Origin of the sequence: Devosia sp., assembly GCF_035944845.1 — a bacterium.
GTDB lineage: Bacteria > Pseudomonadota > Alphaproteobacteria > Rhizobiales > Devosiaceae > Devosia_A.
On the sequence record NZ_DASZAW010000028.1, the window covers coordinates 1 to 17,802 of the forward strand.

At 64.6% G+C, this 17,802-nt stretch carries 17 protein-coding genes and 1 riboswitch; of the genes, 14 read left to right on the forward strand and 3 right to left on the reverse strand.

Annotated elements, in window-relative coordinates:
- The first annotated feature begins 85 nt into the window (after positions 1–85).
- From argF to VGV07_RS04085, 4 genes are all read left to right on the forward strand, one after another.
- A complete protein-coding gene (gene argF, locus VGV07_RS04070; protein ID WP_326867411.1) occupies positions 86–1,021 on the forward strand; it encodes an ornithine carbamoyltransferase in 936 nt (311 codons plus the stop codon).
- An 87-nt stretch (positions 1,022–1,108) separates the two neighbouring features.
- Positions 1,109–2,122, forward strand: a complete 1,014-nt coding sequence (locus tag VGV07_RS04075) for an Hsp33 family molecular chaperone (protein ID WP_326867412.1) — start codon at positions 1,109–1,111, stop codon at positions 2,120–2,122.
- 32 nt (positions 2,123–2,154) lie between these two features.
- The gene (locus VGV07_RS04080) at positions 2,155–2,658 is read left to right on the forward strand and encodes a hypothetical protein (RefSeq protein WP_326867413.1); all 504 of its coding nucleotides are present in this window, start codon (positions 2,155–2,157) and stop codon (positions 2,656–2,658) included.
- A 156-nt stretch (positions 2,659–2,814) separates the two neighbouring features.
- The gene (locus tag VGV07_RS04085; RefSeq protein WP_326867414.1) at positions 2,815–3,513 is read left to right on the forward strand and encodes an isoprenylcysteine carboxylmethyltransferase family protein; all 699 of its coding nucleotides are present in this window, start codon (positions 2,815–2,817) and stop codon (positions 3,511–3,513) included.
- A gap of 13 nt (positions 3,514–3,526) precedes the next feature.
- On the opposite strand, the gene VGV07_RS04090 is transcribed toward VGV07_RS04085, so the two are convergent.
- Together VGV07_RS04090 and VGV07_RS04095 are read right to left on the reverse strand one after the other, a co-directional pair.
- Positions 3,527–5,479, reverse strand: coding sequence for a MacB family efflux pump subunit (locus VGV07_RS04090; RefSeq protein WP_326867415.1), 1,953 nt, complete (start codon positions 5,477–5,479; stop codon positions 3,527–3,529).
- Between the two features lie 4 nt (positions 5,480–5,483).
- Complete coding sequence (locus VGV07_RS04095) at positions 5,484–6,704, reverse strand: efflux RND transporter periplasmic adaptor subunit (RefSeq protein ID WP_326867416.1); 1,221 nt, start codon at positions 6,702–6,704, stop codon at positions 5,484–5,486.
- Between the two features lie 180 nt (positions 6,705–6,884).
- On the opposite strand from VGV07_RS04095, the gene VGV07_RS04100 reads away from it, so the two are divergent.
- The 8 genes from VGV07_RS04100 (at position 6,885) to VGV07_RS04135 (ending at position 12,864) form a co-directional block, all read left to right on the forward strand.
- Complete coding sequence (locus VGV07_RS04100; RefSeq protein ID WP_326867417.1) at positions 6,885–7,103, forward strand: hypothetical protein; 219 nt, start codon at positions 6,885–6,887, stop codon at positions 7,101–7,103.
- Between the two features lie 885 nt (positions 7,104–7,988).
- Positions 7,989–8,258 (forward strand): PqqD family protein, encoded by a 270-nt coding sequence (locus VGV07_RS04105; protein WP_326867418.1) that lies wholly within the window; start codon positions 7,989–7,991, stop codon positions 8,256–8,258.
- Positions 8,248–8,721 (forward strand): lasso peptide biosynthesis B2 protein, encoded by a 474-nt coding sequence (locus tag VGV07_RS04110; protein ID WP_326867419.1) that lies wholly within the window; start codon positions 8,248–8,250, stop codon positions 8,719–8,721. The genes VGV07_RS04105 and VGV07_RS04110 overlap by 11 nt, the downstream gene beginning before the upstream one ends.
- Complete coding sequence (locus tag VGV07_RS04115) at positions 8,718–9,713, forward strand: hypothetical protein (RefSeq protein WP_326867420.1); 996 nt, start codon at positions 8,718–8,720, stop codon at positions 9,711–9,713. The genes VGV07_RS04110 and VGV07_RS04115 overlap by 4 nt, the downstream gene beginning before the upstream one ends.
- Complete coding sequence (locus VGV07_RS04120; RefSeq protein WP_326867421.1) at positions 9,710–10,681, forward strand: nucleotidyltransferase family protein; 972 nt, start codon at positions 9,710–9,712, stop codon at positions 10,679–10,681. Before VGV07_RS04115 ends, VGV07_RS04120 begins: the two co-directional genes overlap by 4 nt.
- The gene (locus tag VGV07_RS04125; protein ID WP_326867422.1) at positions 10,678–12,075 is read left to right on the forward strand and encodes a class I adenylate-forming enzyme family protein; all 1,398 of its coding nucleotides are present in this window, start codon (positions 10,678–10,680) and stop codon (positions 12,073–12,075) included. The genes VGV07_RS04120 and VGV07_RS04125 overlap by 4 nt, the downstream gene beginning before the upstream one ends.
- The gene (locus VGV07_RS04130) at positions 12,072–12,650 is read left to right on the forward strand and encodes a GNAT family protein (protein ID WP_326867423.1); all 579 of its coding nucleotides are present in this window, start codon (positions 12,072–12,074) and stop codon (positions 12,648–12,650) included. Before VGV07_RS04125 ends, VGV07_RS04130 begins: the two co-directional genes overlap by 4 nt.
- Positions 12,640–12,864: an acyl carrier protein gene (locus VGV07_RS04135; RefSeq protein WP_326867424.1), complete on the forward strand. Its 225-nt coding sequence runs from the start codon at positions 12,640–12,642 to the stop codon at positions 12,862–12,864. The genes VGV07_RS04130 and VGV07_RS04135 overlap by 11 nt, the downstream gene beginning before the upstream one ends.
- 244 nt (positions 12,865–13,108) lie before the next feature.
- Here VGV07_RS04135 and metZ read toward each other — a convergent pair whose 3' ends face one another.
- Positions 13,109–14,320 carry an O-succinylhomoserine sulfhydrylase gene (gene metZ, locus VGV07_RS04140; RefSeq protein WP_326867425.1) on the reverse strand — a complete coding sequence of 404 codons (1,212 nt, stop codon included), beginning with the start codon at positions 14,318–14,320 and terminating at the stop codon, positions 13,109–13,111.
- A gap of 40 nt (positions 14,321–14,360) precedes the next feature.
- A riboswitch (SAM riboswitch) is annotated at positions 14,361–14,439 on the reverse strand.
- Positions 14,440–14,540: 101 nt separating this feature from the next.
- Here metZ and VGV07_RS04145 point away from each other — a divergent pair.
- A complete protein-coding gene (locus VGV07_RS04145) occupies positions 14,541–15,650 on the forward strand; it encodes a 2'-deoxycytidine 5'-triphosphate deaminase (protein ID WP_326867426.1) in 1,110 nt (369 codons plus the stop codon).
- Positions 15,651–16,121: 471 nt separating this feature from the next.
- Positions 16,122–17,513, forward strand: a complete 1,392-nt coding sequence (locus VGV07_RS04150) for a hypothetical protein (protein ID WP_326867427.1) — start codon at positions 16,122–16,124, stop codon at positions 17,511–17,513.
- Positions 17,514–17,802: the final 289 nt, after the last annotated feature.

A 17,802-nucleotide genomic window follows, 5' to 3' on the forward strand; every position in this document is an offset into this window, starting at 1 on the left:
GCCTGATCCCATTCACGGCACGCGATCTGAAGGGCGGGAGACAGCAGCTCCCGCTCGGCGCGTTCCGAAAAGGAGAGGTCCCGAAATGACCGCTACCCCACCTAGGCACTTCCTCAATCTCGACGATTTCGATGCCACGACACTGCGCGGCATGCTCAACCAGGCCACCGAACTCAAGGACCGACTGAAAAAGGGCGATCGACCGCAGCTCCTCAAGGACAAGGTGCTGGCGATGATCTTCGAGCGCCAATCCACCCGTACCCGTGTCAGTTTCGATGTCGGCATGCGCCAGCTCGGCGGCGAGACGATTTTCCTCACCGGCCAGGAAATGCAGCTGTCCCGTGAGGAAACCCTCGCCGACACCGCCAAGGTGATGTCGCGTTATGTCGATGCGATCATGATCCGCATTCTTACCCATCAGGATCTGCTCGATCTGGCCGAGGCCGCCACCGTACCGGTGATCAACGGCCTGACCCGTCGCGCCCACCCCTGCCAGGTGATGGCCGACGTAATGACTTTCGAGGAGCACCGCGGCAACATCAAGGGCGCCAAGGTCGCCTGGGTCGGCGACAGCAACAATGTGCTGGCCAGCTGGGTCAACGCCGCCGAGCTGTTCGGCGCCGAACTCACCATCGCGGTTCCCGAGGAATATTCGCCTGAGAAGGACCTGCTCGCCGACATCAAGAAGGCCGGCGCAGCGGTCAGGCTGATCGAGGACCCGCAGGAGGCGGTGCGGGGCGCCGACCTCATCATCACCGACACCTGGGTGTCGATGGGCGATACCGACGCCGCCGAACGCCGCCGGGCCTTGAAACCCTACCAGGTGAATACCCAATTGATGGGCTTGGCCAACAAGGACGCGCTGTTCATGCACTGCCTTCCGGCCCATCGCGGCGACGAGGTGACCGACGAGGTCATAGACGGGCCGCAATCGGTGGTCTTTGATGAAGCCGAGAACCGGCTTCACGCCCAGAAGGCGATCCTGTGCTGGGCACTGGGTCAGGACCGGCAGAACATCTAGCGTTCTGCGTTACTGTTATGCGACACGAACCAGCGCGGGACCCCGATCCGATAAGGCCGGGGTTGTTCCCGCGAGATTGGATTTTGGATGACTCAGACTGAGCTCAGCACCTACGGCCTCGATCGCCCGGAATCGGGCGACGATGTCGTGGTGCCGTTCACCCTCGATGGGCTCGACAGCCGCGGCCGCGTGGTGCGCCTCGGGCCGGCGCTCGATGCGATCCTCACCCGCCACAATTATCCCGCACCGGTGGCCCGCCTGCTCGGCGAGGCGGTGGTGCTGGCCGCCCTCATCGGCTCGTCGCTGAAATTCGAGGGGCGTTTCATCCTTCAGACCCAGACCGATGGGCCTGTGAACCTGATCGTCGTCGATCTCGATGCGCCGGATGGCCTGCGCGGCTATGCCCGTTTCGACGCCGATGCGGTGATGACGGCGATCGAGCGCGGCGAGACCAAGCCGGGCCAGCTGCTCGGCAAGGGCCACCTCGCCATGACCGTGGACCAGGGTGTCCATATGGAGCGCTACCAGGGTATCGTGGCCCTCGATGGCGGCACGCTCGAAGATGTGGCGCACGCCTATTTCCAGCAGTCCGAACAGATTCCGACGCTGGTGCGGCTCGCTGTCGCCGAGCATTCGGTGCGCGGTGCCGGTGGGCCGCAGTGGCGCGCCGGCGGCGCGCTGGTGCAGTTCCTGCCGCCGCACGGCCAGTCGGTGATGCCAGACCTGCCGGGCGACGGCGATTTCGACAACCCCGAGACTGCCGATCCGGATTTCGTCGAAGACGACAAGTGGACGACCACCCGGGCGTATCTCTCGACCGTCGGCGACGACGAACTCGCCGATCCCGAGCTTTCCGCCGAGCGCCTGCTGTTCCGGCTCTTCAACGAGCCGGGCGTCCGCATCTTCGAGCCGATCGCGCTCGAGGAGCGCTGCACCTGCTCGGCCGAACGGATCGAAGCCATGCTGCGCGACAATTTCTCGGCTGAAGAGCGTGAGGAAATGGTGGTCGACGGCGAGATCGAGGTGGTCTGCGAGTTCTGCTCGGCCGACTACCACTTCAAGCCGCACGAGTTCGACGAACACTCCTCGCACCAGCACTGACAGCGATGCTGCCGGTTGATCGGAGCCCTGCAATGATCACCGGCATCATCGTCTATGACGCCAGCGACCTGAAACGGCTGCAGATGGCGTTCGGACAGGCGACGGCGCTGCCGCTATGGGGCGCCGCGCTCGTCATGTGCGTGGTTGGCGCCGTGCTCGGTCTGGGCGTCGCGAGCCTGGTGCAGAGGTTGCTGGACGGTCCGGCGACCCTGCTCGGTGATGTCACGCCCTGGGGCGCTCTGCTTGGCGCCGTGCTTGCCGTCACCGCGGGCGCCTGGCGGATCGGCAAGGCGACTGCCGGCCCCATTGTCGCCAAGCCGCAGACGGTCGAGATCGGCGATACCGGCATCCGCCTCGCCACGCCCAAGGGCGAGAGCCTGATGCGCTGGCCGATCTTTGTGAAAAAGGTCGTGCAGCCCGGCTACGTTGCCTTGCGCACCGAGGACAACAGCTGGGTGCTGCTCCGCCCTGAGTTCTTCGCCAGCGCCGACGACTATGCCGCTGCCCTCCGCCTGGTCGACGCCAATTTTCCCTGACGGTTCGCGTCGCCCCGGCCCTGGTGCTAAAGCGCTTTCAGGAAAAGTTGCAGACTTTTCCGGTTCGAAAGCGCGACAAGATCAATGAGCTAGATCCGTTCGCCGTTTCACTTGGACGGTGAAAGGATCCAGAACTCCGTTGTCGCGGAGGTGGAAATGCCGGACGCCCGTCGAGACTTTCGCCCCGATCTCCATCGATCGTTCGGCTCGCTTGCCGTCACCCTGCTGATCATGGCGGTGCTGCTGTTCGGCGCCGCCGGCACCTTCGATTGGGCAGCGGCGTGGGGGTATCTGGCGCTGTTCGTCGTCGTTATCGCCGTGGCCATTGCCTACCTGTGGCGCGTCGATCCGGAACTGTTCGCGGTGCGGCGGCGGCCACAGGCCGGCAGCAAATCCTGGGACTTCGCCTATGTCGCCGTCACCATTGCCGCGTTCGCCGCCATCCTGCCGGTTGCCGGCCTCGATTTCCGTTTCAACTGGCTGCAGCTCCCCACGCCGCTGATCTGGCTCGGCGACCTGTTGTTCGTCGCCGGCTTCTGGATCACCAGCTGGGCCCAGGGCGTCAACCGGCACTTCGAGGTGACGGTGCGCATCCAGACCGATCGCGGCCAAAAGGTCATCGACACCGGGCCCTACGCCTTCATTCGCCACCCCGGCTATGCCGGTGGGCTGGCGCTTGGCCTCGGCACGGCGCTGGCGCTCGGCTCGCTCGCGGCGGTCGTTCCGGTGCTGGTCTGCTGCGTCACCCTGGCGCTGCGTACGCGCGCCGAAGAAGCGAGCCTGGCGGCCGAACTCTCCGGCTATGCCGAGTACATGCAGAAAGTACGCTTCCGCTGGATTCCCGGCCTCTGGTGAGGCGGCCGCTGCGTCACTCGCTGGCCAGCGCCACCACCGGATCGAGCCGTGCCGCCGAGCGGGCGGGCATGAAGCCGAACAGTACGCCGATCAGGCTCGAGGAGACGAAGGCCGCGATGATCGTCGTCGGCGAGTAGATGAAGCTCAGCCCGCTCACCAGCTTCTCGACCCCGAAGCCGATCCCCAGCGACAGCAGCACGCCCACCGTGCCGCCGATGAGGCAGACCAGCACCGCCTCGATCAGGAATTGCTGCAGGATATCGCCCTGCCGCGCCCCGACCGCCATGCGCACCCCGATCTCGCGGGTCCGCTCACGAACCGACACCAGCATGATGTTCATCACCCCGATGCCGCCGACAATCAGCGAGATCACAGCGATGGCGGAGATCAACAGGGTCAGCGTCTGCGAGGTCGACTGGATGGTCTCGCGGATGGTGTCGGTGTTCTGCAGGCTGAAATCCACCGTACCGTGCCGCTGCTCGAGCAGCGACTGGATCTCCGCCTGCGCCTCGGTGACGTCAGCACTGTCGGCGATGCGGACCGTGATGGTCGAGAGCCAGCTCTGCCCCAGGATCCGCGACATCGCGGTGGTGTAGGGCATCCAGATGCTGATCGAACTGGACTGCGGCCCGAAATTGTTGGTGCTCGCGGCAACGACGCCGATAATCCTGAGCGGTACGTTGCCGACCAGCACCACTTGCCCGACCGCATCTTCGCCGTTGCTGAACAGCGTATCGCGCGCCGTGGTGTCGATCACCGCCACCTGCGCCAGCGCGCTGGTGCTGGCTTCGTCAAACGCCGCGCCCTCGACGAAACTGCGGTTGTTCACCCGGAAATAGTCGGCGCCGACGCCCTGGATCTGCGACGCGGCGCTGACGTTGCGATAGCGCGCCTGGCCGCTGCTCGAGACCTGCGGCGTTACGCTGTCGGCATATTTTTCGGCAGCGATCGCCGCCGCATCGGCCGGCACCAGGGTGCGGATCGCATCGCGCCGCCGGTCGGCGGCACTGGTGCCGGGGAGCACATTGATAGTGTTGGTGCCGATCGAGCTGATCCGGTCGAGCACCGTCTGCTGGCTGCCCTGGCCCAGCGCCACCACCGACACCACCGAGGCAATACCGATGATGATGCCGAGCATGGTCAGGAAAGTCCGCAGCCGATGGCTCGACAGCGCCCGCAGCGCCATCTGGAAGGCTTCGCCGACCCGTTCGAGCGCCTCGCGCCAGCGCGGAATCCGTCGGATTGCTTCAGCGGCCTTCTGCACCGGTGCCGCCGCCTGGTCCTTGCGCCGGTCGGCGACCACGACACCGTCGCTCAGTTCCACCACCCGGTCCGCCTGAGCCGCCACGGTCGGATCGTGCGTGACGATGATGATGGTGTGGCCCTCGGCGTTCAGCTCCTTGAGCAGCGCCATCAGCTCCTTGCCGCTCTTCGAGTCGAGCGCTCCGGTCGGTTCGTCCGCGAGGATGATCTCGCCGCCATTGATCAGCGCCCGCGCCACGCTGACCCGCTGTTGCTGGCCGCCCGACAGCGCATTCGGGCGGTGCGTCAGCCGCTCGCCCAAGCCCAGCCGCTCGAGCAACTGGTGCGCCCGCTCGCGCCGCGCCTCCTTGCGGGCGCCGGCATATATCGCCGGCACCTCGACATTCTCCAGCGCGTCGAGATCCGCCAGCAGCTGGTAGCGCTGGAAGATGAAGCCGAAATGCTCGCGCCTCAGTTCGGCCAACTCGTCCGGCGCCAACCGGGCAATGTCGCGGCCGGCGAGCCGATACTCCCCGGTCCAGCCATTGTCGAGGCAACCGAGGACATTCATCAGCGTCGACTTGCCCGAGCCCGATTGGCCGATAATGGCGAGCATTTCCCCAGCCTGGATATCCAGGTCGATATCTTTGAGCACCGTGATGCTCTCGGCGCCGATCGGAAACTCCCGCCGCAGCTTCCGGATGGAGATCAGCGGTTCGGTCATCACCTCAGCCTCCGCGCCCGAATCCGCCGGCCGGCGGTCCGCCGGTGAGGATGTTCCGGGCGCCGCCGCCCTGCGCGTTGCCATTGCGGGGCGCCGCAGCCGCTGCCGTGGCACTGACCACGAGGTCGCCTTCGTCGAGGCCGTCGAGCACTTCGGCTGTGACGTTGTTGTTGAGCCCGATCGTGACCTTCTTCGGCTCCGCCGCCTGCTTCTGCTGGTCCCACACCTCGAGCGTGTAGCTGCCGTCGCGACCTTTGCGGCCCAACACCGAGGCGGGCACGGTGAGCACGTCGTCGGCAGATTTGAGCACGATCGTTACCTGGGCCGTCATCGAGATGCGCAGCTTGTGGCCGGGGTTATCCACGTCGAACAGGCCGTTATAGTAGACCGCCGCGTTCGACGAACTCGACGAGGTGTCGTCCGAGGCGATCGAATCCGGCGCCGGCTCGACGGCGCGGAGCGTCGCGCTGATCCGGGTATCGGGGTCGCCAAGGATGGTGAAATAGACCTGCTGCCCTGGCTCCACTCGCGGCACATCGGCCTCGGAGATTTCCGCCTTCACCACCATCTTGTCGAGGTTGGCGAGCTTGACGATGGTCGGCGACGAATTGTTGGCATTGACCGATTGCCCGACCTCCACCGCCACGGCGACGACCGTGCCGTCCGACGGCGCCACGATCTTGGTACGGTCGAGATTCAGTTGCGCTGCCTCGACATTGATTTCCGCCTGCTGGATCTGCGCCTCGACCGCCTGCAACTGCCCTTGGGCCGTCTCGACCGCCAGTTGCGCCGCCTGCAGGTCGGCATCCGAAATCAGCTTCTGCGGGCTCAGCTTCTCGGCCCGCTCCAGCGCGGTCCTGGCCTGGCCGAGATTGGCGGTCTGGATGGTCTTTTGCGCCTCGGTATTGGCCAGCGACGCCTGCGCTGCCTTGACGGCGTTTTCCTGGTTCAGCGAGTCGATCTCGGCGATCACCTCGCCGGCCTTCACGTCATCGCCCAGCTGCACGTTGAGCGACTTGATCCGGCCCGAGACCTCGGCCCCGACACTGACCAGCGAGCTGGCCTGGATCACCCCGGAGGCGAGCACCGTCTCCTCGACATTGCCGCGCGCCACCGGCGTCGTCCGCGGGACCTCGTCCTTGGCCGGGGCGCTGAACACCAGCCAGCCGGCGCCGCCCGCGCCGAGCAGCAGCACGAGGACGATCCATTTCAACCACCGCTTCATCGCCGCACCTTCAAGCCCAAATACCCATCGCAGCTAAAGTAGAGCGCCCCGGTCAAGAAGTCGCATTAGGGCTTGGTAAGGTGGGTGAATTCTTCGCAAGGTGCGGCAGTTCAGCCAACTGTCATCCAGGCCTTGCTATCGTAGGGTCTCGCGAACTGGATTCCGGCGATGGAAATGTCGATGCCCAAATATTCAGTCACGCTCTACGACTTCCGGGCCAAGCCACCCAGCGTCACCTTGCCGCAAACGGTGGAGGCCGCCGAACCGATGTCGGCAGCGCGCCAGTTGACCGGCGAGGAACTGGTGCTCAACGGACATTTCGTCAACCTGGTCGCCGAGGTGACGCGCCACGACGGCAAGGTCGTTGCCCAGCGGGTGATGTTCTACCGCAAACCGTGATCCCCGTGGGTTGCAGCCCTCGCCGACTCTGCTAGTTTGCCGCTACCCTGCTGTTTGAGCAGGGGAATTTCTTGAGGCATACTATGAAGAAGACCTATTCCAAGCCTTTGCTCGTCAAGGAGCAGAAGCTGACCTCGATCACTGCCGAGCCGGTTTCAAGCAAAGCTACGTGATCTGGGGAACCGGGGCTTTGCCCCGGTTTCTTCCATGGATGGAGACCGATCGAAATCCACAAGGTGGTACTCGGCAAAGAAGTGAGTTCTCCGACTCCGGGCAGTCCTGCTAGTCTATCGGTGTTGCACCTTGGGGTGTGCAGGAGAAAGAAGCTATGAAGAAGACGTATACCAAGCCGACGCTGGTCAAAGAACAGCGGCTGACCACGATCACTGCGGTCACCAGCAAACCACCGGCCTGATCCGGGCTGAGCCGGGTTCACCAGACACTTAGTTGGGGATGAAGATGAAGAAGACGTACAACAAGCCGACGCTCGTCAAGGAGCAGAAGCTCACGGTGATCACCGCCGTGACGAGCAAGACGCCGGTCTGATCGTCGGCGATCTCCGAGGATCAGCGAACCGCGGGTCGAGACTTGGGCACGCGGTGTTTGTGGTTTCTCAGGGCGGTTGCGGTTCACGGGCAGTATTGCCTCTGCTAGGATGCGTCGTGTCTGTATCGGGGCAGACTTCAGGAGGAGCTGACATGAAGAAGCAATACGCCAAGCCGGCGCTCACCAAAGAGCAGAAGTTGGTGGCCGTTGTAGCTGTCACCAGCAAGGCTAAGTGACGATTTGTCGGGGCGAGTATGTTCGCCCCGACACTCTTGTTTCTCTCTGAAGAGCCGGTCGGTTCGACCGGCTGAGTTCGATCTTCTGATATCTGGTGCGTAGATGGATGCAGTGTACCGCCTCGGCGACGATGTTTCGTTCGAACCGGTAGGTGAAGGGGCTGTCATCCTGCTGCTTGGCAGCGGACAGCTCTACTCGTGTAACGACACCTCGATGGCATTCCTCAAGCACCTCGACGGCGTCCGCAATGTCGACGACGTAGCCCGTCGCATGGCCGATGAGTTTGAGATCGACACCGCCACGCTTGCCGACGACCTGCCAGAGTTGATCGCCGATCTGGTTGCAGAAGGCATCATCGTGCATGCCGCATGAGCTTGCCGAGCCGCTCGGCGCGGGGCCGCTGAACCGGCTGGCGTTTCGGTTGCGCCTCTGGATCAGCGCCCGCACGCTCCCGGCCCGGATCGCAAGGCGCGACTTCTCCCAGATTCTGGCCGACGCCTCTGCCGTGCCACCCAATAGCTGGCCGCATTTTCCGGTGCCCTACATCGCCCGCGCGGTTCGTCGCGTCGCGCGCTGGCCGATTCTGATGCGCAACAATCGGTGCCTTCGCACCGGGCTGGTGGGGTTTGCCGCGCTGCGTCGCTGCGGGTATGACCCACGGCTGCATTTCTCCGTCGACCCCAGATCCATCGGCCGGCCGAGCCTCAGCGCCCACTGCTGGGTAACGCTCGACGGGGTCGAAGTCATCAATGTCAGCATTCCTGGCCAGGTGCAGATTCATGTGCATGCTGCTCCGGCAAACGGGCCCGCACAGCCGCACGGAGCCAGAGTTTGATCCAGAAGTTCTTCGACCTGCAGGGTGCCAGCTTGCGCGTGTCCGCAATCCAGCCGGTGCTGGTGGATTTCTATGGCCGTATCTTCGCTGGACGCTCGCGCCCGCTGCCGACTGCGCCGCTGGCCTATGGCCTTACCATCACCTCCGGTGAGCCGCTCGCCATGCCCGAGGGGACCGAGGCACTCTATACGGGACCAGTCCTCGACGAGGGAGAGGCCAGCTTCTGGCAGGGCCCTGAAGGACGCATCCTGGCATTTCCCGGCATTATCTCGCTGACCCTTTCGGACAGGGCGCGCGAGGCGACGATCATCGTGGCGCCCGGTGCCGAGGAACGCATCACGATGACCTGCGGTCAGCTCGCCTTGCAGGCTGCGCTCCTCGCTGCCAGGCAATTCCTGATCCATGCCGCCGGGCTGACGCTGCCGGATGGCCGCGTCGCGTTGATCTTCGGCCGGAGCGGCGCGGGCAAGACCACCTCGACGCTTGCCCTCGCCGCCGGCGGGCTCGGCCTCTGCTCGGATGACGCTATGGCGTGCAACGTCTCGGGGGAGCGTCCGACCGCCTGGGGCATGCCGCGCAACCTCAAGGTGCATCGGCGAACCGCCGAAATGCTGCCCTGGGTGCAGCCCTTGCTGAGTGGCGACTGGAGCGCCGAAGACGAACGGCCGGTGACGCTGGCGGCGCTGCGCACCACGGTCAGCGTCGAGAGCATCACCGCCCGTGAGATCGCTGCGATCTTCGTGCTCGAGCGCAGCGGCGCCGTCGCAAGCCGGTGCGAACCGGTCAGTAAGGCCGAGGTGCTGGCCCTGGCCGCCGCCGACAACGTTCGCTCCACCCGGATCGGTGTGCCCGAGAGCGAGCGAGAACTGTTCAAGCGGCTCGGCGATCTGGTGCGTGCGCTGCCGACCTATCGGCTGTCCGCCGGGTCCGACCCCACCGACCTCGCACCGGTGCTGCTCGCTGCACTCGGTATCCGGAAGATCGTCGCATGACGGCGACCAGACTCGACAAGCTGTTCTGCAGCTTGGCTGATCCCGAGGCCCCCGCGATAGCTGTGCCCGTGGACGCCGTCGATCCGCTGCTGCATCTGGCGCGCGAGCACAATGTGCTTCCGGTGGTCACCCGCAAGCTTGCCGCGCAACATGCGACCGCGCAACTGAAAGCGGCCCAGAGTGAGCTGACGCTGTTGGTCGGCCTGTCGATGCATCTGCGGGGCATCGCCGCCAAAGTCGATCGCACCATTGCCGAGCGGGGGCTCGAGGCAGTTATCGTCAAAGGCCCGGTCTTTGCCCGCCAGATCTACCCGACGCCGTCGGATCGCCCGTTCACCGACATCGACATCATGGTCGCGCCATCGGCTCGCGCGCCGATCGGCGAACTGCTGACCAGCCTCGGCTACCAGTTGTACTTGAAGCCGCTGCTCGACCACACCGAGCAGAACCAGGAAGAAAAGTGGATCCAGCCCGATATGGATGCGCTGCTGATCGAAGTGCACGGCAACCTGGTGCACTATCAGGGGCTGCGCCGCCGCATCAGCTTCGGCTATGCCGAGTTCATGCTGAGCGGCGAGGGCAATGTCGCCGCCGGCCTGCCACAGTTTTTCGTTGCGGTGGTCCACGCCTCGCTGGGTCACAAGTTCCACCAGTTGCGCCTGCTGGTCGACGTGCTGCAGGCCTTCCGGCATCTCACGCCCGACGAGATCGCGGCATTGCCCGATATGGCGCGACGGCTGGGCCTCGACCTCGAGGCGCGCCTCTGCCTCGCACTGATCGCCGAACTCTTTGCTGCGAATGGCGCCAGCGCCGCCGCCGATCGCATCGGGGGAGGCAGTGCCAGCCGGCTCGCAGCGCGCCTGGTCGATGGTGCTGCGGTGCTGGCGGCGCCCAGCACCTTCCTCTCGAAGGTTCGTCGTCACAGCTTCCGCGGTCTCCAGCGCATCGTCGCGCGGGGGGCGGGATGACACAGAACCTCTCGTTCACCGCCATGCTTCCGGCAACTGCCACCCTCGTCGATGTCCGGTCCGGGTCGGCGCTCGACGCCGCCGGGATCCGCCAGCGGGTCAATGAGAAGGCCGCGGCCCTGTCGCAGAACGGCGTGACCAGCGGTGCACGGGCGGTGGTGGCTGAACTCAACCCGGTCGACTATCTCGTTGCCATCTTCGCCTGCTGGCAGGTCGGTCTCGTCGCGGTTGCCGTCAATCCAGGCCTGCGTCCGGAAGAATGCGAGAATGTGCTGCAGGCCACCGGAGCCTCGCTTTGGCTCGGCCCGCAGCGGCCCGGCATGGAGACCGCGGGTACCGGCAGTTCCACCCCGCTCCGTCTCGATGATCCGGCGCTGATCCTGATGACCTCCGGTACCACCGGGCGCCCCAAGGGCATCGTGCATTCGGTGCGGAGCCTGTTCGCTCGCGTCGCGCTGAACATCGCCGAGATCGGCCCCGCGGTGTTGCGTGAAACGCTCTGCGTGCTGCCGGTGTTCTTCGGCCACGGCCTCATCGGCAATGTGCTGACGCCGTTGCTGGCAGGGGGCAGGGTGCATCTGTGGCCGAGCCCGGCGCTCAGCGAACTCGCCGGCTTCGCCGGCTACCTGACATCGAACCGCATCAGCTTCATGAGTTCGGTGCCCTCGTTCTGGAAGCTTGCGCTGCGCCTTTCGGCACGACCCGAAGCAGTGCTGCAGCGCGTGCATGTTGGCTCGGCGCCGCTCTCCATCGAGCATTGGCGCGCCATCGCCGAATGGTGCGGGACGCGCCGGGTGTTCAACATGTTCGGCATGACCGAGACCGCCAACTGGATCGGCGGCGGCAGCCTCGATGAGGCCGAGGCTCGCGATGGCTATGTCGGCCGGCCCTGGGGCGGCAGCGTCGCCATCGCCTCGGACGGCGGCGCGCGGGGCGAAGTGCTGGTACAAAGCCCATCGATGATGTTGGGCTACTGGCAGCGCCCTGATCTCGACGAAGCGGCGTTCAGCAACGGCTGGTTCCGCACTGGCGATATCGGCGAACTCGATAGCCACGGCAACCTGATCCTGGTTGGTCGCAGCAAGTCCGAGATCAATCGCGGCGGCATCAAGATCCAGGCCGAGGAGATCGACATGCTCCTCGAACGGCACGACGCTATCGTCGAGGCCTGCGCCTTCGGCATCCCCGACGCCATTGCCGGCGAAGCCGTGGCCGCGGCCATTGTCCTAGCCGAGGGCGTGCCGTTCGATCCCGAAGCGCTGAAGGCCTGGTGCCGGGCCCGGGTCCGCGACGAAGCGGTGCCGTCACGGCTGTTTGCCGTCGCCGCTATTCCGCGGAACGATCGCGGCAAGATTGTGCGAGCCGACGTGCGCGCCATGGTCGAACGCCAATGAGCAAGCTGGTCATCGGCCCGTTGGAAACCGAGCGCTTCATCTTGAAGCCGATGGGGATGCTCGAGGCGCTGCGTGTCACCAATCGCTGGCGCCATGACCCGGATATCCTCAACGGTCTGATGCAGACGTCCAAACCCCGCTCGCTCGGGCACTGGCTGCTGCGCGGCCCCCTGCCGCGTACCAGGAACCGCTTCGCCTTCGCCATCATCCCCAAGGGCGAAACGGTGCCGATCGGCGCCCACATGGTGCGCCTGCAGGGCTACCGCTCGGCCTTCGGCACCGTTGCCGTGCACGATCGGAACTGGTGGGGCAGGAACGTGGTGGTTGAAGCGCGCGCCCGGCTTATGAACCACTTCTTCGCCCATTGCGGTGTCGAGCGCTTCTATGGCGTGGTCGATTCCCGCAACGTGGCGTCGATCTTCAGCTATCGCCGGTTGGGTTTCGACCATGTCGGCACCTGGCATCGCCAGAAGCAGAACCCGGTCACCGGCGAGGTTATCGACTTCGTCAACTTCGAGATGTTTCGCGATCAGTGGGTCAAGGGGCCGTTCTGGGAGGCTCCGGATGGGCAGTGAGGCACGCGCCTGCGCCATTGTCGGCGATGCGCTCAACTGTCCCGGCGCCATCGGCATCGGCGCCGAGATGAACTCGGTTGCCGCCTGGGACAGCCTCGGTCACATGGCGATCGTCGCCGGCATGGAACGCGAACTCGGCCACGCGCTCACAGCCGAGCAGATCGCGTCGATTACCTCGGTCCGGCGGGTGGCTGAACTCCTCGAGGCGCTTTGATCCGCTTTCGAGCCCCGGTGGTTGGGCTCGATGCTGAACCCACCCACCGGGTGTCATCCCAGCGAAAGCTGGGGACCCATCTCGCCGCCGGCGCCAGCTGATAGTTGGGTCCCAGCTTTCGCTGGGATGACATTGAGCTGGCGGAACCAATTGCGCCCAAGACAGGAGCCGGCCGCTCCACTTCAAAGGAGCGAACGGCGACTGCGCGGCAGGACCAGTGCAGTCCAGCCGAACTCCCAGCCCCCTAAACCTGGCTCAACCCGTATTCGAGGTCGCGGATCAGGTCGTCAGCGTCCTCGAGGCCGACCGACAGCCGCAGCAGTCCCGGAGTGATCCCCGATTCGAGCCGCACCTCTTCGGTGAACCGGGCATGCGTGGTGGTGCCCGGATGGGTGATCAGCGACTTGGCGTCGCCCAGGTTGTTCGAGATCAGGATCACCGCCAGCGAGTCCGACAACGTGAAGGCCGCTTCGCGCCCGCCCTTGACCTCGAAAGCCACCAGGGTCGAGCCGCTCTTCATCTGCCGCTTTGCCAGCTCGTACTGCGGGTGAGACGGGTGGAAAGGGTAGGAGACACGCTCGATCTTGGGATGGCCGGCGAGGAAGTCGGCCACCTTGGTCGCGTTCTCGGTCATCTGCCTGACGCGGATCGGCAGCGTTTCGAGTCCCTTCAGCAGCACCCAGGCATTGAACGGCGACAGCGACGGTCCGGTCTGCCGGAGCAGGGTGTGCACATCGCCCTCGATCAGCGCCTTTGACCCCAGCACGATGCCGCCCAGCGCCCGGCCCTGGCCGTCGATGTGCTTGGTCGCCGAATAGGTGACGAGATCGGCGCCCAGTTGCAGCGGCTTCTGGAACAGCGCAGTGGCGAACACGTTGTCGACGATCAGCTTGGCGCCATGCGCCTTGGCGATCTCGGCCACCGCGGCGATGTCGACCAGTTCCAGCGTCGGGTTAGTCGGCGTCTCGATGAAGATCACCTTGGTATTGGGCTGCATCGCCCGCGCAAAATTCTCCGGATCGCGCCCGTCGACCAGCGTCGAGGGCACCCCGAACCGCGGCATCAGGTCTTCCACCACGTAGCGGCAGCCGCCGAACAGCGCCCGCGCCGCGACGATATGGTCGCCGGCCCGCACCTGGCTCATCACCGCATTGGTGACGGCCGACATGCCGGTGGCGAAGGCGCGCGCTGCTTCCGCGCCTTCGAGCAACGCCATGCGGTCCTGGAACATGTCCATCGTCGGGTTGGCGAAGCGCGAGTAGTTATGCGCCGGCTTGTTGATCTTGTTGAGAAACAGATCCTCGGCATATTGCGAGCTCGGATAGGCATAGCCCGAGTTCATGAAGATCGCTTCCGAGGTCTCTTTGAACTGGCTGCGCTGCGTGCCGCCATGCACCAGCATGGTGGACGGCGCCCGGTTCTTTTCGTCGCTCAGCGGATTCTTCGACTTCGACATTTCTAGCCTCGAAAACAACAAAAGCCGGCGCGCGTTCTGGCGGCCGGCTCGAAGGGTCTCTTTAGCGACTTGTTTTAGGTGGCTGCAATCAGACCGGCCAAATCACCACCATGGCCCAAGCGTCACCGCAAAGGCGCATAGCGTGGATATACGACCCATGGCGTCTTGGCGTCAACGCCTCTGGTTGGTAGGGGATGGGTCCAGGGTGTGGGGTTGACCATTGGATAGTGAGCTTTGGGCCAAGGGCGTGTTTCCCGCCCGTTTCATCGAGCGCCTGGCCGCGCGCGGCAATATCGTCACCACTCGCCCGTTCGACGCCGACCAGGTACAGCCGGCGAGTCTCGACCTGCGGCTGGGCAAAGTCGCCTATCGCATCCGCTCGAGCTTCCTGCCGGGCCCCGAACACACCGTCGCCGAGCGCATCGAAACGCTGAAGCTGCATGAGCTCGATCTCACCGGCAGCGCCGTGCTGGAGCGCGGTTGCGTCTACCTGGTGCCGCTGCAGGAGAGCCTGAATCTGCCCGATCCGGTGTCGGCTGGCGCCAACCCGAAAAGCTCGACCGGCCGCCTCGACGTGTTCACCCGCGTTATCGGCGATCACGCCCGCGGCTTCGACACCTTGCCGCATGGCTACAAGGGCCCGCTTTATCTCGAGATCAGTCCGCGCACCTTCCCGGTTCGCGTGCGTACCGGCTCGCGCCTCAGCCAGATGCGCTTCCGCGTCGGCGACAGCCGGCTCACCATGTTCGAGCACAAATCGCTGCACAATGTCGAAACCCTGGTGTTCGATGCCAATGCCGAAGTCGGCGACGGCGTGCTGCTGTCGATCGACCTGAAGGGCGCCGACCGCAACGGGCTGATCGGCTTCCGCTCCAAGCGCCACACCCCGGTCATCGACATGGACATCAAGGACAATCTCGATGTGCTCGATTACTGGGAGCCGCTGATCAACCGCGGCGCCGACGAGTTTATCCTCGATCCGGACGAGTTCTACATTCTGGTGTCGCGCGAAAGCGTGCACGTGCCGCCGGCCTATGCGGCCGAGATGGTGCCGTTCGACCCGCTGGTCGGCGAGTTCCGCGTGCACTATGCCGGCTTCTTCGACCCCGGCTTCGGCCACTCCGCCGCCGGCGGCACCGGCAGCCGCGCCGTACTCGAGGTCCGCAGCCGCGAAGTGCCGTTCCTGCTCGGCCACGGCCAGACCATCGGCCGGCTGATCTACGAGCGCCTCGCCGAGGCCCCCGATCGGCTCTATGGCACCGGGCTGGGTTCGAACTACCAGGCGCAAACCCTAAAGCTGAGCAAGCACTTCAAGCCGTTTGCGCTTTAGGATCAGCGTAGCTCTGGGTGGGCCTGATCTACTGCGTCGTGCCGGTAGAACGATCGAGGCCCGCGGCCAATACGGCCCGTCGTCAGTTGCTCGTCGCAAACGTCTGTCAGCGCGGGTTCGGCTCGCCGCCATCAACAGCAGAATCCGACTCGGACGACCCGCAATACATCGTTCGATTCGACCGGACTCGGATTCTCCCAGCAGCAAGGGCCCAATTGTGTTGCTGATCCGCAACGCTCCCGCCTGGAGGGTTTTGGACCGGGTTAGTCAGCATTGACACGTAGTTCGAAAGAAAAGCGCTTAGATTGCAACGGCGTAACGGCTGCACGTTAACGCCCGCCTGCGCCCGGCTAACCGGTTATTAAGCATAATCAACTAGGACGGTTGAGCAGCAAAAGGCCTCGACTTTGCGGCTGAAAAGCGGCACTTTGAGAGCAACTTGACAGGTTTAGGTCCGGGGAGCGGGACGATATGACGGTTACGAAGTTTGCGCTGGCGGCACTGCCGCTTCTGCTGACGACCACATCGGTATTGGCGCAGGAGGCGGCGTCCGACTACTTCGTGCTTTCGCTGAACGGAGGGGCCGTCTACTACAACCTGCCGGACGTGGCGACGGGCGCCATCGTCAACGGTGAGGCGGAAACCGTCGAGAGCACAGTGATTGGCGGCACGGTCGGTCTGGGCGCGGCTGCAGGTATCGGCCAGTGGGGCGATTTCGACGCTTCTATCGGCTTCAACGGCTTCCTGACCTACGGCAATATCTCTGGTTCTTCCGCCGTGAAGACCTATGACGAGCCTGGCGTGGTGGTGATCCCCGGGTTTACGACCCCGGACGGATTTATTGGTATTGATACGAACCCGTCTGGTGGAGATGACGTTTCCTCGGATGTCCTGGTGTCGTTCGAGGGCAGCAACGCAGGCGGTTACTCTGGTTCTGTAAATGGCGACGATGCCGCTACGGACGCAGGACAGTACGAGCCCACACCGAGCGGCTTCATCTTCGCGGCGCGAACGACGAGTGCAGATCCGGACGGTCCAGATCCGGGCGGCGGCCCCGCGGACATTGGCTCGGCAGGCTACGGCTTCATCGCTAGTTCAACAGGTGGAATCTTCGTCGCGTCGGGCGACATCTCGGGTCTCGAGATCTCGACCGAGACCAGCGGTACCTTCGCTTACGCTGGTGCGGACATCACGCTCGGCCTCGGCAAGGCTACCGATGAGACGACGCAGGTGCAGGGCTTCTTTGGTCCGAGCTACCGCTATATGGCGCAGGGTTCCGAGACTTCGATCTCAATCGATATTCCAGAGGCGGCGGCGCCGTATGGTGGTCTCACCGTCTATCCGACGCTGTCAATCGATCGCGAACAGGATATCACGACGCACTATCTGGGCGGTGTCGCTGGGTTTACCCTGTCACATCTGCTCTCGGACACCTTGACCCTCACCCTGGGGGCGGAGGGCAACATCTACTACGCCAACAGCACCCTGTCGGGGAGCGACACCTACAGCATTGAAGGTGGTAGCGGCGTCGCCGGCATCCCGGTCGACGGCGACAGCGTGACGGCCCAAAGCGGTTCGATCGAGGACTCCGGCATGGCGTTCGGAGCCAAGGGGCAGGCCGGTCTGTCGTTTGCGGTTTCAGACACGATGCAGATCGGTTTTGGTGGTTCTGTGGAGTATCTCTCGCGTGTCGCTGTGGCCTCGCCTGGCAGCGCTGATGATATCCTGTCGACCAATACATACGCGCCCGGATCGTACGAAGGCGAGGCTGTTTATGACTCGCCGGCCAGCACCGCTGCCTCGCTGACTTTTGGCGATATGTGGGGCTTCGGTTTGACCGCGTCGTTGACCGGTCAGTTCTGACCTCGGGATCCGTTTTTGAATAAAAGGGCGGCACTTGTGCCGCCCTTTTGCTTTTGGTCCCGCTGGGCACCCCGGCGATGGATCTGTCGGTTGTAACTGGTCCCGCCGTTGGAAAATGGCCGGTGGCCTGAATCGAGCGATCAGACCTGTTGCCAGGGCCGAGCTTCGGCTAACGAAGCGGGCAGGGGAGACGAGCCCACGCTGCGGACACCGGGGCCGATTCCCTTGAGCTCAAGGCTGACCGGCGGGCTCCAGGCTGACGTCTGCTGCGGCTGCAGGGACGACGAAA

Bases quoted from the DNA above. Each gene is read 5' to 3' on its own strand.
- argF (WP_326867411.1), top strand. From the start codon at position 86: ATGACCGCTACCCCACCTAGGCACTTCCTCAATCTCGACGATTTCGAT.
- VGV07_RS04075 (WP_326867412.1), top strand. From the start codon at position 1,109: ATGACTCAGACTGAGCTCAGCACCTACGGCCTCGATCGCCCGGAATCG.
- VGV07_RS04080 (WP_326867413.1), top strand. From the start codon at position 2,155: ATGATCACCGGCATCATCGTCTATGACGCCAGCGACCTGAAACGGCTG.
- VGV07_RS04085 (WP_326867414.1), top strand. From the start codon at position 2,815: ATGCCGGACGCCCGTCGAGACTTTCGCCCCGATCTCCATCGATCGTTC.
- VGV07_RS04090 (WP_326867415.1), bottom strand. From the start codon at position 5,479: ATGACCGAACCGCTGATCTCCATCCGGAAGCTGCGGCGGGAGTTTCCG.
- VGV07_RS04095 (WP_326867416.1), bottom strand. From the start codon at position 6,704: ATGAAGCGGTGGTTGAAATGGATCGTCCTCGTGCTGCTGCTCGGCGCG.
- VGV07_RS04100 (WP_326867417.1), top strand. From the start codon at position 6,885: ATGCCCAAATATTCAGTCACGCTCTACGACTTCCGGGCCAAGCCACCC.
- VGV07_RS04105 (WP_326867418.1), top strand. From the start codon at position 7,989: ATGGATGCAGTGTACCGCCTCGGCGACGATGTTTCGTTCGAACCGGTA.
- VGV07_RS04110 (WP_326867419.1), top strand. From the start codon at position 8,248: ATGCCGCATGAGCTTGCCGAGCCGCTCGGCGCGGGGCCGCTGAACCGG.
- VGV07_RS04120 (WP_326867421.1), top strand. From the start codon at position 9,710: ATGACGGCGACCAGACTCGACAAGCTGTTCTGCAGCTTGGCTGATCCC.
- VGV07_RS04125 (WP_326867422.1), top strand. From the start codon at position 10,678: ATGACACAGAACCTCTCGTTCACCGCCATGCTTCCGGCAACTGCCACC.
- VGV07_RS04130 (WP_326867423.1), top strand. From the start codon at position 12,072: ATGAGCAAGCTGGTCATCGGCCCGTTGGAAACCGAGCGCTTCATCTTG.
- VGV07_RS04135 (WP_326867424.1), top strand. From the start codon at position 12,640: ATGGGCAGTGAGGCACGCGCCTGCGCCATTGTCGGCGATGCGCTCAAC.
- metZ (WP_326867425.1), bottom strand. From the start codon at position 14,320: ATGTCGAAGTCGAAGAATCCGCTGAGCGACGAAAAGAACCGGGCGCCG.
- VGV07_RS04150 (WP_326867427.1), top strand. From the start codon at position 16,122: ATGACGGTTACGAAGTTTGCGCTGGCGGCACTGCCGCTTCTGCTGACG.